The organism is Nocardia sp. NPDC055321 (assembly GCF_053645575.1).
In genome coordinates this window covers 138,221-156,252 of record NZ_JBSHMS010000005.1, presented here as the reverse complement: position 1 = coordinate 156,252, position 18,032 = coordinate 138,221, and the positions used below count along the sequence as shown (strand labels likewise).

Annotated in this window: 17 protein-coding genes; 5 read left to right on the top strand and 12 right to left on the bottom strand. The window is 69.5% G+C overall.

Annotated elements, in window-relative coordinates; all coding sequences use genetic code 11:
- The first annotated feature begins 307 nt into the window (after positions 1-307).
- Both ACWIGI_RS09845 and ACWIGI_RS09840 read left to right on the top strand, forming a co-directional pair.
- On the top strand, positions 308-949 hold the full coding sequence (locus tag ACWIGI_RS09845) for a DsbA family protein (protein WP_454202267.1): 642 nt from the start codon (positions 308-310) through the stop codon (positions 947-949).
- Positions 930-1,901 carry a cytochrome c oxidase assembly protein gene (locus tag ACWIGI_RS09840; protein ID WP_454201964.1) on the top strand — a complete coding sequence of 324 codons (972 nt, stop codon included), beginning with the start codon at positions 930-932 and terminating at the stop codon, positions 1,899-1,901. Before ACWIGI_RS09845 ends, ACWIGI_RS09840 begins: the two co-directional genes overlap by 20 nt.
- Here the strand turns inward: ACWIGI_RS09840 and ACWIGI_RS09835 are convergent.
- From ACWIGI_RS09835 to ACWIGI_RS09825, 3 genes are all read right to left on the bottom strand, one after another.
- Positions 1,898-2,908, bottom strand: a complete 1,011-nt coding sequence (locus ACWIGI_RS09835) for an SGNH/GDSL hydrolase family protein (RefSeq protein ID WP_454201963.1) — start codon at positions 2,906-2,908, stop codon at positions 1,898-1,900. The two genes, ACWIGI_RS09840 and ACWIGI_RS09835, sit on opposite strands and share 4 nt — an antisense overlap.
- 91 nt (positions 2,909-2,999) lie before the next feature.
- Complete coding sequence (locus ACWIGI_RS09830) at positions 3,000-4,532, bottom strand: ArnT family glycosyltransferase (protein ID WP_454201962.1); 1,533 nt, start codon at positions 4,530-4,532, stop codon at positions 3,000-3,002.
- Between the two features lie 53 nt (positions 4,533-4,585).
- Complete coding sequence (locus ACWIGI_RS09825; RefSeq protein ID WP_454201961.1) at positions 4,586-5,569, bottom strand: SGNH/GDSL hydrolase family protein; 984 nt, start codon at positions 5,567-5,569, stop codon at positions 4,586-4,588.
- A gap of 194 nt (positions 5,570-5,763) precedes the next feature.
- On the opposite strand from ACWIGI_RS09825, the gene ACWIGI_RS09820 reads away from it, so the two are divergent.
- The gene (locus tag ACWIGI_RS09820) at positions 5,764-6,723 is read left to right on the top strand and encodes a DUF1152 domain-containing protein (RefSeq protein ID WP_454202266.1); all 960 of its coding nucleotides are present in this window, start codon (positions 5,764-5,766) and stop codon (positions 6,721-6,723) included.
- A gap of 240 nt (positions 6,724-6,963) precedes the next feature.
- Here the strand turns inward: ACWIGI_RS09820 and hemQ are convergent, their stop codons facing one another.
- From hemQ to ACWIGI_RS09800, 4 genes are all read right to left on the bottom strand, one after another.
- Positions 6,964-7,659 (bottom strand): hydrogen peroxide-dependent heme synthase, encoded by a 696-nt coding sequence (gene hemQ / locus ACWIGI_RS09815; RefSeq protein WP_454201960.1) that lies wholly within the window; start codon positions 7,657-7,659, stop codon positions 6,964-6,966.
- A 22-nt stretch (positions 7,660-7,681) separates the two neighbouring features.
- Positions 7,682-8,074 carry a hypothetical protein gene (locus ACWIGI_RS09810; protein ID WP_454201959.1) on the bottom strand — a complete coding sequence of 131 codons (393 nt, stop codon included), beginning with the start codon at positions 8,072-8,074 and terminating at the stop codon, positions 7,682-7,684.
- A complete protein-coding gene (locus ACWIGI_RS09805) occupies positions 8,056-8,361 on the bottom strand; it encodes a hypothetical protein (RefSeq protein WP_454201958.1) in 306 nt (101 codons plus the stop codon). The genes ACWIGI_RS09810 and ACWIGI_RS09805 overlap by 19 nt, the downstream gene beginning before the upstream one ends.
- A 70-nt stretch (positions 8,362-8,431) precedes the next feature.
- Positions 8,432-9,091, bottom strand: a complete 660-nt coding sequence (locus tag ACWIGI_RS09800; protein ID WP_454201957.1) for a TetR/AcrR family transcriptional regulator C-terminal domain-containing protein — start codon at positions 9,089-9,091, stop codon at positions 8,432-8,434.
- A 123-nt stretch (positions 9,092-9,214) separates the two neighbouring features.
- Here ACWIGI_RS09800 and ACWIGI_RS09795 point away from each other — a divergent pair, with 123 nt between their 5' ends.
- Entirely contained in the window at positions 9,215-10,153 is a 939-nt protein-coding gene (locus ACWIGI_RS09795; protein ID WP_454201956.1) for a threonine/serine dehydratase, read from the top strand.
- A 128-nt stretch (positions 10,154-10,281) separates the two neighbouring features.
- On the opposite strand, the gene ACWIGI_RS09790 is transcribed toward ACWIGI_RS09795, so the two are convergent.
- From ACWIGI_RS09790 to ACWIGI_RS09770, 5 genes are all read right to left on the bottom strand, one after another.
- On the bottom strand, positions 10,282-11,628 hold the full coding sequence (locus ACWIGI_RS09790) for a protoporphyrinogen oxidase (RefSeq protein WP_454201955.1): 1,347 nt from the start codon (positions 11,626-11,628) through the stop codon (positions 10,282-10,284).
- Positions 11,629-12,328: 700 nt separating this feature from the next.
- Positions 12,329-13,843 carry a DUF222 domain-containing protein gene (locus ACWIGI_RS09785; protein WP_454201954.1) on the bottom strand — a complete coding sequence of 505 codons (1,515 nt, stop codon included), beginning with the start codon at positions 13,841-13,843 and terminating at the stop codon, positions 12,329-12,331.
- A gap of 63 nt (positions 13,844-13,906) precedes the next feature.
- Positions 13,907-14,914 (bottom strand): hypothetical protein, encoded by a 1,008-nt coding sequence (locus ACWIGI_RS09780; protein WP_454201953.1) that lies wholly within the window; start codon positions 14,912-14,914, stop codon positions 13,907-13,909.
- The gene (locus tag ACWIGI_RS09775) at positions 14,911-16,281 is read right to left on the bottom strand and encodes an aminotransferase class I/II-fold pyridoxal phosphate-dependent enzyme (protein WP_454201952.1); all 1,371 of its coding nucleotides are present in this window, start codon (positions 16,279-16,281) and stop codon (positions 14,911-14,913) included. Before ACWIGI_RS09775 ends, ACWIGI_RS09780 begins: the two co-directional genes overlap by 4 nt.
- Positions 16,278-17,297 (bottom strand): helix-turn-helix domain-containing protein, encoded by a 1,020-nt coding sequence (locus ACWIGI_RS09770; RefSeq protein WP_454201951.1) that lies wholly within the window; start codon positions 17,295-17,297, stop codon positions 16,278-16,280. Before ACWIGI_RS09770 ends, ACWIGI_RS09775 begins: the two co-directional genes overlap by 4 nt.
- Positions 17,298-17,641: 344 nt before the next feature.
- Between ACWIGI_RS09770 and ACWIGI_RS09765 the strand changes: the two genes are divergently transcribed.
- The gene (locus ACWIGI_RS09765) at positions 17,642-18,001 is read left to right on the top strand and encodes a hypothetical protein (RefSeq protein ID WP_454201950.1); all 360 of its coding nucleotides are present in this window, start codon (positions 17,642-17,644) and stop codon (positions 17,999-18,001) included.
- The last annotated feature ends 31 nt before the right edge of the window (positions 18,002-18,032 follow it).

Below are 18,032 nucleotides of genomic sequence, written 5' to 3'. Positions count from 1 at the left end.
AGAGCACGGCACTCCCCCACATTCCCCGAGGGTGAGCCACCTGCTCGGCTCCGCGAATTCGGCGTGCCCGCACGCGAATCCGTCGCGCCGCGATCGCGGTGTGCCGTACCGCCGCCGCGGTGATCCGTCCGCAGCGGTGATCCGTACCGATTCGTGCGTGCCCGGATACCGGCGCCACCCTCACCCCTTTCCGCATCTCGGAATTCAGCCGTGAGGAAGACCCGTGTCAGACAAACCAACCCGCTCGCCCCAGCGCGAAAACACTTCTCCCCAAACGCAAGCCGGCGCCCGGCGCACCCGGAACCCGATGATCGCGGCGGTCATCGTCGCCGTCCTCTGCGTGGCGACCGTGATCATCGTCTCGGTCCGGTACGAGAAGAAGCCGGCGGACCTGCCCGCCGTCGAGGCCGTCGCGGCCGGTCCGCTGGTGCGCGAGAACAGCCATCGGCTCGGGGCCGCCGTGCCGGGCGCGGTGACGCTGGTGGAGTTCCTCGACTTCGAATGCGAGGCCTGCGCGGCCGCCTTCCCGCTCGTGGAGGATCTGCGCACCAAGTACGCGGGGCGGGTGAACTTCGTCGTGCGCTACTTCCCGATCCCCTCGCACTTCAACGCCGAGCGCGCGGCCCGCGCCGTGGAGGCCGCGGCCGCGCAGGGCGCGTTCGAGGGCATGTACAAGGCCATGTACCGGAACCAGGCGCGGTGGGGCGAGCAGCGCGTGGCCAAGGACGACGAATTCCGGCTCTTCGCACAGGAACTCGGCCTGGACATCGCGCGCTGGGAGGCCGACTACAACGCGCCCGCCACCCTGGAACGCGTGCGGCAGGACTTCGAGGACGGCCGCGCCCTCGGGGTGCGCGGCACCCCGACGTTCTTCCTGGACGGGGTCCAGTTGCGCCCGCGTACCGCCGCGGACTTCACCGGCGCCATCGATGCCGCACTCGCCGAGTAGCGCCCGGGCCTTCGCCGGATTCGACGTGCCCTCGGCGCCACCGTCGTTCGGAACGATGCTGGCGTGGGATCCGCAGCCGCTGCCGGTGTTGCCGATCCTCGCGTTCGTGGCGGCGGCGGTCTACCTGCTCGGGGTGGCGCGGTTGCGCCGGGTGGTGCGGCGGCCGTGGGCGTGGTGGCGGACGGCGTGTTTCCTGACCGGGTGTGCCGTGCTGGCCCTGGTCACCGGGCTCGGGATCGAGGGCTACGGGTACAAGGTGTTCAGCGCCTTCATGTTCCAGCATCTGACGCTGTCCATGGTGGTGCCGCCGTTGCTGGTCTGGGGCTCCCCGGGGGTGCTGCTGCTGCGGGCCACCCCGCGGCGGAGCGTGGGGCGGACGGTCCTCGCGCTGGCGCTGGGCGGGCTGCGCACCCGGGCCGCCCGGGTGCTGCTGCACCCGGCGGTGACGATCCCGGTGTTCCTCATCAGCTACTACGGGGTCTATCTGACCGGCGTGCTGGACGTGCTGGGCACCTCGTTCGCCGGGCACCTGCTGCTGCAGGTGTTCTTCCTGGCGAGCGGGATCCTGTTCGTGGTGCCGGTGCTGTCCACCGGTCCGCTGCCGGTGCGCCAGACCAACCTGGGGCGGTTCTTCGATCTGTTCGTGGAGATGCCGCTGCACGTGTTCATCGGCGTCATCCTCATGATGGCCCCGGCGCCGATGATCGGGCTGTTCACCGATCCGCCCGCGGCCTGGAACCTGGACGTGCTCGCCGATCAGAAGTTCGCGGGCGGGCTCGCCTGGTCGTACGGCGAACCCGTCGCGCTGATCGTGGTGATCGTGTTCGCCGCGCGCTGGCGGCGGGACGAGGTGCGGGAGAACACGATCGCCGAGAAGTACGCCGACGACGAGTTGCGCGCGTACAACGCCTATCTCGACGGATTGCGGCGCGGGGCGGGTCGCGCGATCTAGCCGATGCCGGCGAACGCCGCGGCCGCCACCGCGGCGTCGCCGCGCGGGGACGGGTGGAACGGCAGGCCGACCATGTTCACCTTCGGGTCGAGCACGCCCAGCAGCCAGGGGTCGGCCGAGCACAGGCCGTGGCCGGCGGTCGCCGCGCGGGCGTCGACGAAGTCGATCGAGAGCAGCCGCGCCGCTTCGCGTTCGGCGGCGTCGAGCCGGTTCCAGAACTCGTCGATGGCGCCTGCGCGCGGCTGCACGTACCGGGCGACGCCTGCCACGTCCAGGCACCAGGTGGTCGAATCGGCCGGGGCCAGTTCGGGATAGCCGACGAGCTGGATCTTGGCGTTGGGCGCGAAGTACTTCACGTAGTCCACGACCTTGCGGACGCGTTCGGCGTAGGCCTGCCCGGTGATCGCGTCCAGCCGGGGCCAGCGCTCCTGGGCGGCGGCGGTATCGACGTCGCAGCCCTGCTCCATGTTGAACGCGCACATCAGCTGGGTCGGCGCGTCGGCGGCGGTGGCCGAGTCGCGCGGCCACGCGTCGTTGGCGCCGAGTTGCAGGGCTACCAGGCGGGTGCGCGGGCCGAACGCGCCGTTCGCGGCGGCCTTGATCGCCAACTGCGACAGCGTGTATCCGTCGCGGCCCGGCAGCTCCTCGCCGGTGGAGGTCACCGGTCCGGTGTCGATGGAGGCGTTGGTGCAGGTGGCGTTCTCGAAATCCGGGGTTCCGGCGACGCCCATGAGCGCGCTCAGCTGCACCGGCCACGAGGTGTCGCGGTGCGAGCAGCCGTACGCGGAGGCGTTCTTGTCGCCTTCGCATTTCACCAGCACCCCGTCGCAGGCCGGGTTGGCGGCGAACGAATCACCGAGCACCACCAGCGCGCGGCCCTCCTCGGCGGCGGGGTCGGCGTGCGCGGCGCCCGTCGAGCCCATCGAGACCGTCGCGGCGAGCAGCGCGACGGCGACGGCCGGTCCGAACCGGCGCGACCGCACGCCCCGCGTCCTGAAAGTGATCAATGCAAGTCCTCGATTACCAGGCCCACCCGCGTACACCCCCCGGGGCGTGGCGAAGAGGCGACAGCGATGAATGTCGCACCGGCACCGGTGTTTACGGTGTCGGTGGAGCAACCATATAGGTCAGCTCGGGCCAGGCCTCGGACATGGGTACCCGCGGGCCGCGGCAGATCCAGATCGCCATGCCGAAATTCTGCCCGCCGATGCCCAGGGGATCGTGCACCCGGCGCGCGAGCGTGGTGTCGGTGAAGGCGGCCAGGAACTCGCGCTGCTCGCGCCCGGTCTCGTGCCCGACGTAGACGAAGGTGCGGGTCGATTCCGGTGGCGGGCCGAATCCGGCGAAGCCGCGGTGCGGGCTGTACACCGGTGGGAGACGGCCGGATTGCCCGTAATGATCGAGGGCGCCGGCCTGCCCGTAGGACGAGGCGACGAGCACGGTGCCGTCGGCGGGCAGGGTCGCGGTCACCTCCGATACCGCGTCGGCCAGGTCGGACCAGTAGTCGTTGCCGTAGTGCTGCAGCGCGCCCAGCGGCGGGGTGGGCGGTTCGACGATCCAGCTGCGCGGGAAGGGCAGCAGCGCCACGAACGCGGTCAGGGCCGCGGCGAGCACGGTCAGGGTGGTGAAGGTCCGCCGCCAGATCGCCCGCGCGCCCGCGGTTCCGAGCAGACCGGACAGCGTCGCCGCGCCGGCCCCGAACAGCGCGGGCAGCAGCCCGGCCACGTAATACGACCGGCCGTGCGCGGCGACCACCAGCACGAGCATGAGCGCGATGGCGACGAGCAGGAAGCGGTACGGCCGCAGGTCCGGAACCCGGGCGAGGCCGTAGAGACCGAGCAGGCCCAGCCCGCCGCCGAGGAATCCGGTGGTCACCATGATCGCGACCACCGTCGCCACCGTCGCGCTGTTCTCCTGTGCGATGGCTTCATTGGTGGCCAGCTGCGGCCAGTCGTGGGTGGCCTGCCACACCAGCGCGGGTGTCATGGACGCGGCGCCGATGAGCAGCCCGAGCCACAGGGCGGGACGGGCGAGGATCTCGCGCGGCCCGGCGGCCAGGACCCCGGCGCCGACGCAGGCGGCCAGCAGCAACACGAGCCACTTGTCCTGGACGTCGATCGCCGCGGCCACCCCGGCGGCGAGCAGCAGCCGATCCCGGCGCACCCGCACCCAGCGGATCACCAGCCACAGGATCAGGGCCTGCAGGGCGATATCGAACGAGACGCTGGTCAGCACGGTGAAGGCGAAGACCATCGGGGAGGCGCCGAAGCCCGCCGCGGCGAGCAACTGCAGGCGGGGCCGGGCACCGAGTTCATAGGCCACCGCGCCCGCCAGGGTCGAGGCGACCACGAGCATGGCCAGACCCGGTATCCGCAGCACGAATTCCGAACCGGGCGCGATGAGATCGCACAGGCGCGCGATCAGCGGAACCAGCGGGCCGTTGTCGGCGTAGCTCACCGCGAGCCGCCGTCCGCAGGCCAGGTAGTACAGCTCGTCGCCCGCGTACTGGAAGCGGGCCGCGGAGACCGACCAGATCAGCGTCAGCACACCGGATACCAGCAGGACCCCGCGCCAGGCGAAACGTGGCGGCGCGACGGCCGATGCCGGTGTTGCGGTGTGGGTTAGCGTCATCGAATCTCCGGGAGAGCGCACGGCGGTATGCACCGCCGTGCGGGTGCGGACCGTCAGCGGGTCCGGGTGATCTGGTCGTGCACCGCCGTGGCCACGGCGGCGTCGCCGGGCGGGGTGGGATGGAAGGGCAACCCGGACAGGGTGCTTCGCGGATCGAGGTAGTTGGTGTACCACGGGTCCGCCGAGCACAGGCCGTGGCCCGCGGTCGCCTGGAGCACGTCCACGAAGCCGATGCCGAGCAGGGCGGCGGCGTCGCGCTGGGCCGACTGCAGCCGGTTCCAGAACTCGACCATCGCGCGGGCCTGGGGCTGGACCCAGCGCACGGCGCCGAAGGCGTCGAAGCACCAGGCAGTGTCGCTCTCGGCCAGCACCTCGGGGTAGCCGACCAGCAGCACCTGGGCGTTGGGCGCGTAGTACTTCACGAAGTCGACGACCTTGCGGATCCGGTCGGCGTAGGCGGCGCCGTTGACCGCGTCCGGGTCGGGCCAGCGGCCCTCGGCGACCGCGTTCTCGTCGCAGCCCTGGACGACGTTGAAGACGCAGGTGAACACCATGTTCGCGGCGGGGGCGAGGGTGGCGTCACGCGGCCAGGAGTCGTTGAACCCCATCTGGATGGCGACCACCGCGGTCCGCGACCCGAACGATCCGCTCTGCGCGGCGTTCAGGGTCTGCTGGGCCAGGGTGTAGCCGTCGCGGCCGCGGACCTCTTCCCCGGTCGAGGTGGTCGGGCCGGTGTCGATCGACGATCCCGAGCACGAGTTGTTCGTGAAGTCCTCGGCGCCGAGCCGCAGCCGGGCGGCGAGTTCGACCGGCCAGGAGGTGGGGCCGCGCAGGCACGAGGCCAGCCCGGTCTTCTCCGGATCGACGCACTTGACCAGTACCGCGTCGCACGCGGGGTTGGCGGCGTACGAGTCGCCGAGCACCACGAGCGTCTTTCCCTCGGGGGCCGGATCCGCCCGTCCCACACCCGCATTCGGCACCGTGACCGCGAGCAGAGCAACGGCGGCGCACAACCACCGTTTACCGATGCCGAACATCAGACTTACCTCTCACCAACGCAACTTGCCGCACGCACCCTAGCGCGTCACGGCACACCACCTCGAATCTTTGAAAATAATGCACTTCACCCAGGAAATGGGGGCTACCTCGTCCCGGTGCCCCGATCCGTTCGACCGGACGCGGATCGCCCCGGCGGCGATCGCGTTTCCCGGGCACCATGAGGGACGTGACCATGTTCCGGTTGGCCGAACCACCCCTGTTCACCCGCCTGCGCGACGCGTCGACGATCCTGATCGCCGGCGCGGGCGGCGGGTTCGACGTCTACGGCGGATTACCGCTGGCGATCGCGCTGAGCGCACAGGGCAGGCGGGTGCACCTGGCGAATCTGTCCTTCAGCGATCTGCGCCGCACGCGGCTCGAGGACTGGCTCGCGCCCGGGGTCGCCGCCATCACACCCGACGCTGTCGGCAACGACGACTACTTCCCCGAACGCACCCTCGCCCGCTGGCTGGCGAGCACCGGCCGCGACGCCGTGGTCCACGCGTTCCCCAAATCCGGAGTGCGCCCGCTGCGTTCGGCCTACGCCGCCCTGATCGAGCAACTCGGCATCGACGCCGTCGTGCTGATCGACGGCGGCACCGACATCCTGCTGCGCGGCGACGAGGCCGGGCTCGGCACCCCGCACGAGGACATGACCAGCCTCGCGGCGGTGGCGGGGCTGGACGGGGTGAACCGGCTCGTGGTGTCGATCGGCTTCGGCATCGACTCGTATCACGGTGTGTGCCATGCCCACGTGCTCGAGAATCTCGCGGCGCTGCAGCGGCGCAACGCCTTCCTCGGCGCGCTCTCGGTATCGCCGGACAGCGTCGAGGGCGCGGCGTACTGCGACGCGGTCGAACACGCGCTGGCGGCGACACCGCTGCGGCCGAGCATCGTGCACTCGCAGATCGCGGCGGCCATCCGCGGGGAATTCGGGGACGTGCACGCCACCGGGCGCACCGGCGGATCCGAACTGTTCGTGAATCCGCTGATGGCGCTGTATCTGGCGGTCGACCTGCCCGCGCTCGCCGAGACGGTCGAGTATCTGCCGATGTTGGAGGGCACCGAGAAGATGCACGAGGTGGTGCGCATCATCGAAGCGCATCTGAGCGGGCGGCCCGCGCCGCGGCCGGCGGGGCCCATCCCGCACTGACGGGCGTATCCGGCCACCGCTCGATCTCCCCGCGGCGGCACCCCTCGGTAACCGGCCCTGCCACGGCCGATGCCGCCGCGGGGAGATCGAGTCCGGCAGCAGACTATGGGGTGCGAGGCCGGGGGCGCATGCCCCGAATTCCTCGGGCAGCGGCGGGCTACCGGGCGAGTGCCCGGAAAAGGGGGCGGCCCGGCCTATTTCGATGGCCGGGCCGCGAAAGGGGTGGGAGCGCGGGCTACTTCACGGCAGCGCGGCGACGAGCTGCTCGATCTCCACGCGCGGGCCGGTGAAGAAGGGAATCTCCTCGCGGACGTGCAGGCGGGCCTCGGTGGCGCGCAGATCGCGCATCAGATCCACGATGCGATGCAGCTCGGGCGCCTCGAAGGCCAGCAGCCACTCGTAATCGCCGAGGGCGAACGAGGCCACGGTGTTGGCGCGGACATCGGGGTAACCGCGCGCGGCCTTGCCGTGATCGGCGAGCATCTTGCGCCGCTCCTCATCGGGCAGCAGGTACCACTCGTAGGAACGCACGAACGGGTAGACGCAGATGTAATTGCCCGGCTCCTCGCCGGCCAGGAACGCGGGCACATGACTCTTGTTGAATTCGGCGGGGCGATGCAGCGCGGCATTGCTCCACACCGGATTGCTGGCCCGGCCCAATTCGGTCACCCGGCGGAAGTCGGCGTAGGCGGCCTGAATCTCCTCGATCTTCTCCGCGTGCCACCAGATCATGAAATCGGCATCGGCACGCATGCCCGCGACGTCGTAGAGACCGCGCACCACCACACCGCGCTCATCGAGGGAATCGAAGAACTCGCGCGCCTCCTTGATGGCGGCCGTCCGATCATCACCCAGCACACCGGGCTCCACCTGGAACACCGAGAACATGAGGTAGCGGATGGTGTCGTTGAGGGCTTTGTAGTCGAGTCGCGCCATACCCCCATCGTGCCATCGCGGTTCAGCGCCGTCGGCGGCGGTCCCATACCAGACAGAGCGCCGCCAGGATCAGCATCGGCACCACCGCGACCAGCGCGAGCAGAAACGGCGGCGCGGTCGTCGGCGGGGCGAAGGCCAGAATCCCGCCACCGGCCATGAGCAGGCCGATCACCAGCAGGTGCCCGAGCCAGCCGACGAGCAGACCGAAGCCGAGCTGCCGGGGCAGACCTCGGAAAGCCATGAGCACGAGGGGAATTCCGATCTGGCCCAGGAGCCAGACCGGATCCACGCTGAAGGGCACGCCCAGGTGCTCGGCATTGCGCCAGTAGAGCTCGAAGGCGACGATCGCGCTGAGGAAACCGGCGGGACCGAACCAGGACGGAGAGGTCGGCGCGGTCATTCGAACAGCACCCACTGCGCGAGGATGAGCACGTCCACGGCGAGTGCCACGGCCAGCCCGCGAACGGCGGAACCACCGAACCGATACAGCAGGCCGGCCAGCACAGCGGCGCCCAGTAGCAGCCCGGGCCGGACCGCCCCGGCCGCGCTCACACCGGAGCGTTCCGCGATCAACTCGCAGGTCACCAGCACGACCGTCAGCGCGGCGAAAACCAGCGGAAAGCTCATCGTCGCCACCGTCCACACCGTGCGATCGCGCAGCACCTCCCAGCGCGGCGAGCGTTCGAGCGCCTCGGACACCATTCGTCTCTCCTCCCCCGCGGTCGTCATCGCCCGCGATACTGCCTGATATCGCGCACCGGCACACCGGCGTTCACGCCGTGTCACCGGCCTGGGCCGCCCAGGAATCGATGAGCCGGCGCAGACCGTCGCGAAACACGCTCGCATCGGTGATCGCCGCCATCACCCCGTCCAGATTGCCCGAGAGCAGCGGAAACTCCTCGGGATCCAGCGCCGCCAGCGCCGAACGAGTGCGCAGGCGAACGGCTTTCGCATCGTGCAACTCCACCAGGGCCGCACAGCCGAGGGTGTACAGGTACAGCTGGCGATAGGCGCGCAGGGCAGCGGGCATGGGCAGGCCGATCGAGAGATTATCGGCCAGTTGCGGTTCGGACAGGCGGGCGAGCAGGCGCGGGCCCAGCAGCGGCCGGGTTCCGCGCAGCAGCACCAGCCCGGGGCGCGCGGCGAGCAGATCGTGCCAGGCCGTGAATCGCGCTTCGGTGCGCTCGGACCAGGTGCCTATCTGGGGATCGAGCTCCGGCAGACCCTCGGCCAGATGATCGGCGAGCAGATCCAGCAGCCCCGAGAAATCACCGCCGCCCCGCCGCACCACCGTGGTGTGCGACACGTGCAGATACGCCGCGATGGACCGGAAACTGAGCTGCGCGGCCCCGCGCGCCTCGATGATCGCCAGCCCGGCGCGGGCGATGGCTTCCGGCGTTGCCTCTTCGAGCGACTTCGAGGTCCTGGGCATGCAACCAGCGTAAGTTACAGTGTAACTATTCAGTGCATCGGTCCGGGGCCAGTCGTGTGTCCGCACAACGGAACCGCTCAGCCCCCGGAGCGCTTATCCCGACCGACCCGTGAAGGACACGCAGTGCAACCGACCTACGCCGACGTGAAAGCGGCCGCCGATCGCATCTCCGGCCACATCCGCCCGGTACTGCTCGCACCCATGGATTCGGGCGGTGACATCGGCCAGATCTGGCTCGCACTGGAACAGTTGCAGCACGGGGGCAGCTTCAAAGCCCGGGGTGCGCTGAACTTCACACTGGCACACCGGGAATCGGGCGCACTGCCCCGCACGGGTGTGACCATCGCCTCCGGCGGCAATGCCGGGGTGGCGTGCGCGTGGGCCGCGCGCAAGGTGGATTCCGCCGCCACCGTCTTCCTGCCCGCCACCGCACCGGCGGTGAAGGTGGCGCGCCTGCGCGAACTCGGAGCACAGGTCCTCACCGGCGGCGATTCCTACGCCGACGCGGCAGCGGAATGCGAACGGTACGCGGCGGTATCCGGCGCACTGCGCTCGCACGCGTACGACGACCCGTACATCGCGGCGGGAGCGGGCACACTGCTGGACGAAATCATCGACCAGATACCGGATCTCGACACCATCGTCATCGCGGTCGGCGGCGGCGGACTGCTCGCCGGCGTAGCCACTGCCGCCGCGCACCACGGCATTCGCGTCATCGCCGCCGAGCCGGAGAATTGCCGGGCCTTCAATGCCGCACTGGCGGTGGGCCATCCGGTCGACGTGACCGTGGATTCGATAGCGGCCGACTCCCTCGGCGCACGCCGCACCTCCGAACTCGCCCTCGCGGCCGCGCGCGCGGCGGACGTCCGATCGGTGCTGGTGAGTGACGAGCAGATCATCGCCGCGCGCCGAACCCTGTGGAGCACATACCGGCTCGCGGTCGAGCACGCGGCGGGCACGGCACTGGCGGCGGTGCTGTCGGGGGCGTATGTGCCCGCGGCGAACGAGCGGATCGCCATCGTGCTGTGTGGTGGCAACACCGATACCGGCGATCTGTCGTAGAGGTCGCGAACGAGGCCCGGGCGCAGTGCGCGAATGTGGTTGTGCCGCTGAACTACAGCCGGCCGGGCACGCTGGCGGTTCGGCGCGGTCCCGCGTATACGACGCGGGATTCGAACCGCCGGATGACCTCAGCTCAGATGGGCGGCGATGCGATCGGCGGCGGCAGCGCCGGAGGCCGCGCACGCGGGCACACCCACCCCGTCCAGATACGAGCCGGCCAGGGCCAGACCACCCAATCCGGCAGTGGCGGTGCGTAAATCGGCGATCCGCCGCGTGTGACCGGGAGCGTACTGGGGCAGACCGCCGGGCCAGCGCTGCACCACCGCGCTCAGGGGCGCGATGGCCGCGCCGGTCACGGTGGTGAGATCGGCCACGGCGGCGGCGATCAGCTCGGCATCCGAGCGGGACAGCGTCACATCCTCGCCGAAGCGGCCGAACGACGCCCGCACCAGGGCGACATCGCGCTGCGCCAAATGCGGCCATTTGCGACTGGAGAGGGTGAAAGCCTTGGCGCTCAACGATTCATCGGTGGCCACCAGAATTCCGGAATTCTCGGGCAGCTCGGTATCGCGCGGCAGCGCCAGGGCGACAACGGCCGACGACGACAGCTCGATGCCGCTCGCGAGATCAGCGGCCTCGGGAGCGACCGCGCGCAGCAGAGCCGCGGTGACGGGAGCGGGAGTGGCGAGGATCACCGCATCCACCGCGCCCACCGGATCCAGCTGCCAGCCCGTGGCCGTGCGAGTGAGACCGATTGCCTCGGTGTGGATTTCGACCTTCGCATCCGCGGCCGCGCGCAGGGCCTCCAGGAGTACGCGGTAGCCATCGCGGATACCGCCGAAAACCGGAGTGGTGGAGGGCGGGGGAAGCGCATCGGACACCGCCCGCGTGAGACTGCTCGCGCCGGCATCCAGCGCGGCGGCCAGCGTCGGGAGCGCGGCGCGTACGCCGATCGAATCGGCGGTACCCGCGTAGACGCCGCCGAGCAGCGGATCGACACTGCGGCGCACCACCTGTTCGCCGAATCGATCGGCCACCAGGGCGCCGACGGAGATATCCGCGCCCGGCTGCCACTCGAGGGGCCTGTCCGATTCGGCGGCGATCCGCGCCACGGTCTCGGCGTCGACCAGGCCCGCCACCGCCTCCGCGGTCGCGGGAATGCCCATCAGCGTGGCCGCGGGCAGCTGATGAGCCCGCCCGCCTGACCAGACCAGAGGACGGCGGCCGGCGGGGTAGACGAGCTGGTCCTCGATTCCCAGCTCGCGCATGAGGGTGGGAATCTCCGGGCGGCGGCCGACGAACGCCTCGGCTCCCAGGTCCACGGGATCGCCCTCGATGTCGGCGGTGTGCAGGATGCCGCCTATGCGATCGCGGCGCTCGATCAGGAGTAATTCGGGGGCGGGGCCGAGGATGGTGCGCAGGCGGTAGGCGGCGGTGAGGCCGGTGATTCCGGTGCCTACTATCGCGATGCGCATCGGGGGGCTCCTCGGGATGGGGGTGGGTTCGAAACTACTCCGGGAGGGTGGGGGTGAATTCGGGGGTGGGTGGGAACGGAGTTCCGGCGGAGGCGGGTTTAGAGCCTCGGCTGCGGTTGGGGTGCTTGGTTGGGGAAGGGCGCCTGGATAACGGAGAACCAGCGTCGGCGCGTTGGGTACCTCGACTGCGGTTGGGTGCCCTGCCGCTGGAAAGACGACTAGAAAACGGAGTATCAGCGGGGGCACGTTGGGAGACTCGGCGGTGGTTGGGTGACCTACCGGGCGAAAGGACGCCTGGATAGCGGAGTACCAGCCGGGGCGGGTTGGGTGCCTCGACTGCGGATCCAGCCCTACCGGGCCGATCGACGGGATCGAAGCCCTTGGATGCGTGGCCGAGTTCCGAAAGCCTGTACCGGACACGGCAATCAACGCCTGGGACATAACCCACATTCGATGATGACGAGTCTTTGTCGGTAAGGCTCGAGAAGGTTCCCACGGCCAGCCGGCCAGGCTGGGAGGGTGAAGGCGCTCCCAGCTGGGGAGCGACGGCCGGGTACGGCAGGCGAAGTGACCAGCACTGCCGCACTATCTTTGTCCCGCTCTCCCGAACCCCGCTGGAAATGGCGGGGCGAGTGCGGGATTGGGCTACGAAGGCCACGGGCGTGAACACGATTCGCGTATTCATCGGTCTGCCGCTGCGTTAACAGCGCCACCGGGCAGGGATACCCGGTATCCGAGGATGATGACGGAAATTCACACGCGGTCTCCGGGCCGGGTCGATGTGTGGTGGAGGAATCCATCCGGTCTTGCCCGGATTCTCCGAATCCTCTTCCATAACAACGGTTCCCCACCCGTTCGGGCCGGTATTCACCTGGGCGTGGCAGGCATCGCAGGCGAAAGTCAGATTCTCGATGTCCGTTTCGCCGCCATCGGCCCATTCTCGGATGTGGTGCACGGCCGAGCGGCTCGCTGGCGCGTCGCATCCGGGGCGCGTGCATCCCCGCTCGGTGGCGGTGAGCGCCAGGCGCTGGGCGGGGTTGGCGAGGCGTTGTCCCCGGGACAGATGGAGTGGTCGGCCGCTGCGGTCGACCACCAGCAGGTACGGGGTGCAATTCTTGGACACCTCGAGCGCCTGGGTGATCGACATCGTCCCACCGGTAGCAGTGGTCGCGACCCCGGTGCGACGCTCGAGGTCCTCGAGGCTCATGGTGATGATGGTCGAGACCGGAAGGCCGCGATGCGATCCCAGCTTCGTGGGGCCCATGTCCGGGCGCATGAACACCAGCAGAGCATCGTGATTACGCTGATCGGCGGTCCGGTGATCGCGCTTGGCGGCCGCGCGCAGCTTCGCCCGCGCTGCGGCGCGGGCACGCTCGGCCGGGGTCAGCGAAGCGTCGTCGGCCTTGGCGTCATCATCACCGGTGTCGTCGCCGTCGTCGAGTTCGGTATCAAGACCGAGTTCAGCAGTGGTCCAAGGGCTTTCGGGATCCTCCGGGTTGCACATGCCGGGCCGTCCGAACTTCTCGAACATCGGGATCATCACCGCACCCAACTGCGGGGTCAGGAAACCCGAGATCGGATACATGCCGTCGATCCGCTGATGCCCGATTTTGATGCCCCGGACTCGCTGCCGGTCCCTGTCCTCGATCAGGCGACCATCTGGGTCGATGTGCGCCAGGAGCCGGACACCGAGCTTGGTCACGCCCTTCGGGTCGCCTTGGCGAGCATAAGAGGACAGGTGCTGTTCGGCGTAGTCCTTGACTTCCGGACCGGCGGCGTCGGGGATCTGCTTCATCGCATCGTTGATGGCCTTGATGTGATCGGCGGAGACCTCCCCGGCCCGTTGCGCCGCGGCTACGAGCGGCAGGACCGGCAGGACCGGCGGCCGGGTGCTAGATCCCACCGACACCGTCGACAGCAGATCAGCGTTACGAACACGGGCGGCGGCCTCGGCGTACGACAGTCGCAAAGTTTGTTGCAGGAACAGGATCGGGCTCTTCACTCCGGCCTTGGACGGCAGGTTACGTGCCCCGGCTTCGAGTGCGCACCGCTGCTTCACGGCTTCGAGTTTGCGGAAGCTGGTTTCGAGCTTCTGCATGAACTCGGTGAACTCGCCATCACCCAGTGAGTACATCGGCAATTCGAGCAGGTTCTCCACCGCGGCGGCGAGTGCATCGGTACTCTGCGCGATTGTGGGTACCTCTCCCGAATCCATGCCTCTATTCTACGCCTTCATAGCAAGCATGAATAGCCCAATTCCATTGGGATACAGGACTATTCAGACAATCGAACTGCTCTTATCTGAACGACTCGCGCAGGAATAACAATCGTTCATCACGACAGCCCCGCGAAATTCGTCCAGCCCCAGCAGAACTCTGACAGTCGCGCTCCCGAAAGCCTTACTCGCAACTCTCGGCAGCTCGGCAGGAAAATTCGAACGGTGCACTACGACAACCCCGTTGGTCGAGACATAACTCTTGTCACAGACCGTCGCGGCGCAATTTCCGCCCGCTTTCCCGGCAAGATCGACGACGACCGTTCCCGGATGCACGCGGGCGAGAGCCTCGTCGCCCACCAGCAGCGGCGCCAGTGTGCCGCGTCCGGCGGCCGTGACGATCAGGTCCGGAGAAACACGGGCCAGCAGATCGGCGACCGCCTCCTGATCTGCCGCCAGCTGAAATCCGCCCGCACCGCGCTCGAGCGCGTGAGGTCCCTGCACCAGCCGGGAGCCAGCCGCCACCGTCCTGTCACCGTGCCGAGCGGACTCGGCGACGGCGGCGAGTCCGGCCTGCCCGCAGCCGACCACCACGGTGGTGAACGGACCGTCGCCTTGATCCCGAGCCAGGGCACGGCCTTCGCGGTAGGCCACCGCGCCCGCGATCCTGCTCATGGCCGACAGCGGATCCCGGCCCAGCGGGTCGGAGATGAGCTCGAAGGCAAGCGATTCCACTCCCCCGGCCCACAACCGTTCGATGTGATCGCGGCGGCGCACCGGATCCTGGAAGCCCACGACCAGGTGGCCCGGGCGCAGTGGCATCGAATGCAGGTCGTACACGGGTGGTTTCACCCAGGCGATCACGTCACTGCGGTCGAAGACCCGCGCGGGATCCGGGGCCGCAATCCCACCGGCGGCGAGGTACTCCGCATCGGCGAACCCGGCGGACTCCCCAGCACCGCTTTCCACCACAACGCTCACTCCCCCGGCTGTCAGCGCGTACACGTCCGGCGGAGTGAGGGCGACCCGCGACTCGCGTGCCGCTGTCTCCCGAAGAACCCCGACGATCATGCGGGAACGGGTATCCGGCGCTCCGGCACCGCGTGTGCGCGGCCGGTCGTCACCCGCTGGAGCAGCCCTTCGAGGCGATCGAAGAGCTCGCCGACCAGGTCCGGCGACTCCAGTCCGGGACCCGGGCGCGGCGCGACCACGTTGAAGCGGACGCCGAGGCGGGAGGAACCGGTGCGGTCCAGGGCCACGCACTCGATCCCGGCCTCGGTGAGCAGCAGCCGTTCCAGCTCCGCGCTCGTGCGCACCCGGGCCGAATCCAGCGGCCCGGGTGCGAATTCCACCGTCAGGAACATGCCGTCGGCACAGCCGAGCGGGCGGAGCAGGGGGCTGCCGGCGCGGGCGTTGATGCCGGCCACCAGGTCGCGGGCGTGTTCGACGCGGCGGCGCAACAGGTCTCGGTTCGCCGCGAGGTACTCGGGGGTGGTGTGTTCGAGCACCGCGCGGACCAGGTGGGTGCTCTCGCGCTGGAACGACACCCGCAGCCGCGCCTCGATCCGGGCCAGCCACGCGCTGTCGCCGGTGCAGGCCGCACCGAGTTTGCAGGGGCCGAAGGCGTTGAACGCCTTCGAGTTTCCGGTGATGGTCAGGACCCTGTCGTACAGGCGGACGGGACCGCCGGGGGTCGGGACCGTCAGCGCCGCTATCGGCACGTGGGTGGCGCTCAGCAGATCGAAGGACATGTCGCAGATCACCGGAACCCGGGCCGCCGCCAGTACCCGCCCGATCGCGATCAGCTCGTCGGGCGTGTACTCGGTCAGGACCGGATTGCCGGGCAGGGTGAGCAGGACCCCGCACAGATTCCCCTGGCGCGCATGCAGATCCAGGCAGCGCTCCAGCGCCACGGGATCGATGGCGAATCTGTCGTCCGCGGTCGCGGGGCTCGACACCATGCGCATGCCGAACTTGGCGACATGGGACTCCGCGTTCTTGTAGTAGCCCTCGGGACACACCAGCACACCGCCGGGGCGGGCCAGGGTCGCCAGCGCCTCCTCCAGCAGCACCGTGCTCGAGTACGGGGAGACGATCACCTCACCGGGGTCGACCCGCACCTCGGGCAGGCCCCGGCCGGGGGCGCTCAGACGCTGGAAGAGCCGCTCGGCGGCCAGGTTTCGCAGGATCAGCGGCTGATGCTTGTCGTACAGATCGCGGTCGCGGTACTCGGGGCCGTGGTCACCGGTCATGATCTCGTGCCACGCGGTGTCCAGCGCCCGCGCGGCGGACGGATCCAGGCGCAGGCCGGTCTCACCGTGGTAGGCGTCGATGACTCCGCGATAGGTGTGCGGCAGGCCGGAGATCCGGGATCGCGCGCCGAGGAACTCGAGCGCGCGGGCGTCCAGGGCGGACGCCGCGGCGATGGGTTCGATCACCGGCCGGCACCGCCGTGGTCGGAATCCGAACCCGCCTGCTCCCAGGCCCGGCGCAGCGCCGCACGGAACAGGCCCTGCCCCTTCTCGTCCAGCTGCTGATACCCGGCCAGCTCCGGCAGGCGCACGATGTCGTTGATATCGACCAGCTTGCCGGACGCCCGGAAGCCGGCCAGCTTGTCGAATCCCCGTATCGCGAACTGGATGTCGTGCTTGAGCGCGGAGAAGCGGGTCGCGCTGCGTTCGCGGCGGGAGAAGTCGTAGTCGCCTCGGACCACGTACCCGTCGTCGACGACCAGCATGCTCGGCGCGTTCGGCGCGAAGCGGCGATCGACCAGGCTCGCGTCGACGCCGGCCCGCGCCTGGCGCCACAGTCCGATGCCGTAGGCGAACACGTCCTCGATGGCGTCGACCACGTAGAGCCGCCGCACCGAGACCCCGGCCTGCGCCAGGCGCACGATCTCCTGCAGGTACTCGTCGCCGACATCGCCGGTGATGGTCCCGAGGTCGGCGGTCTGGATGGCGCGTACCGACGTGCGCGCGCGGCGCAGCACGGTGAGCCAGTCGTGCACCGTATTCCACTCGCGCACCTGCGCATTGCCCGAGGGCACCTGCTGCAGCACCTCCTCGGCCTGTTCCAGCTGACGCTCGGCGATCTCGCGCAGCGGAACGTACGGCTCGGGAATCGCGGCGGCGTCGATGAGGTTCTGCGCGATCGCCATGGCGCGCGCGACCGCGACGGGGTCCTTACCGAGCAGCACGTTGAACTGCATGCGCAGCTCGTTGGACGCCCGATCGGTGTCCTGTGCCCCGGGGGCCGAGAGCGCCTCGCCCAGTAGCGAACTCAGATGCTCGCGCACGTCCTGCGGGGGGATGCGGGTGCCGTTCTCGATCTGCTGGATGAGACTGCGTGAACGGCCGACCCCGGCCGCGAGGTCGGCCTGGGTCAGCCCGCGCTCCTTGCGTAGCCGGCGGATGACCTGGCCGATCTGCTCCTCACCCGCGGGCGAGTCGGACATAGCGCTTCTCCCATTCGTGTCGTGTGCATGATGCGACCAGTGCCACGCTGGGACAGAGTCTAAGCATTTGAATATCATCCGCACGTCGAAACTCGCCGATAACTCGTGAGCTGCGGAGATGTAGCTACCCGGGGACACGATCCCTGCCCACCGAACGCAACGGTTCCGGCGGACGAGTGCCGTTACCGCACAACCTCGTTCATCTCAAGGGTTCGGACAAGAATGTTTGGGTATGCATCAACCCGGGAACTTTGTGCTTAGTTTCTATCACCAAGTGGCAGCGCAACGCATGATGGTATCAGGGCCGCGCAGCGAGGCCCGGGGCACGCAAGGAGGCGCTTCGCATGGCACTCACATTCTCACCGGGGCTGGTCACCAGCGACATCACGCCCGAAATCGCCTGGCAGATTTCGGCATCCGACCACGTGTGGATGCTGAGCTGGCTGCCCGAACGCCGGCTGACCCGGCACGCCGCGATCAGCGGGATGGTCCTGGACGAGGTGCTCAGCGACCCCGCGCTCGCCGACCCCGACTTCGCCCTGGCGCTGGCCGAGGCCCGCGCCGGAGAACTGGGCATGACGCTGCGGGAGGTCGTCGAACGCCTGGCGCTGCGCGTCCTGCAGCGCGACGCGCAGCGCGGGCCGCGCGGCCTCCGCGTCGGCCACACGCACCGGCACGGCGCGGCCGCCCCGGCGGCCTGGTGACCGCCCGGGCGCACCGCGCCGCGAAAACCGT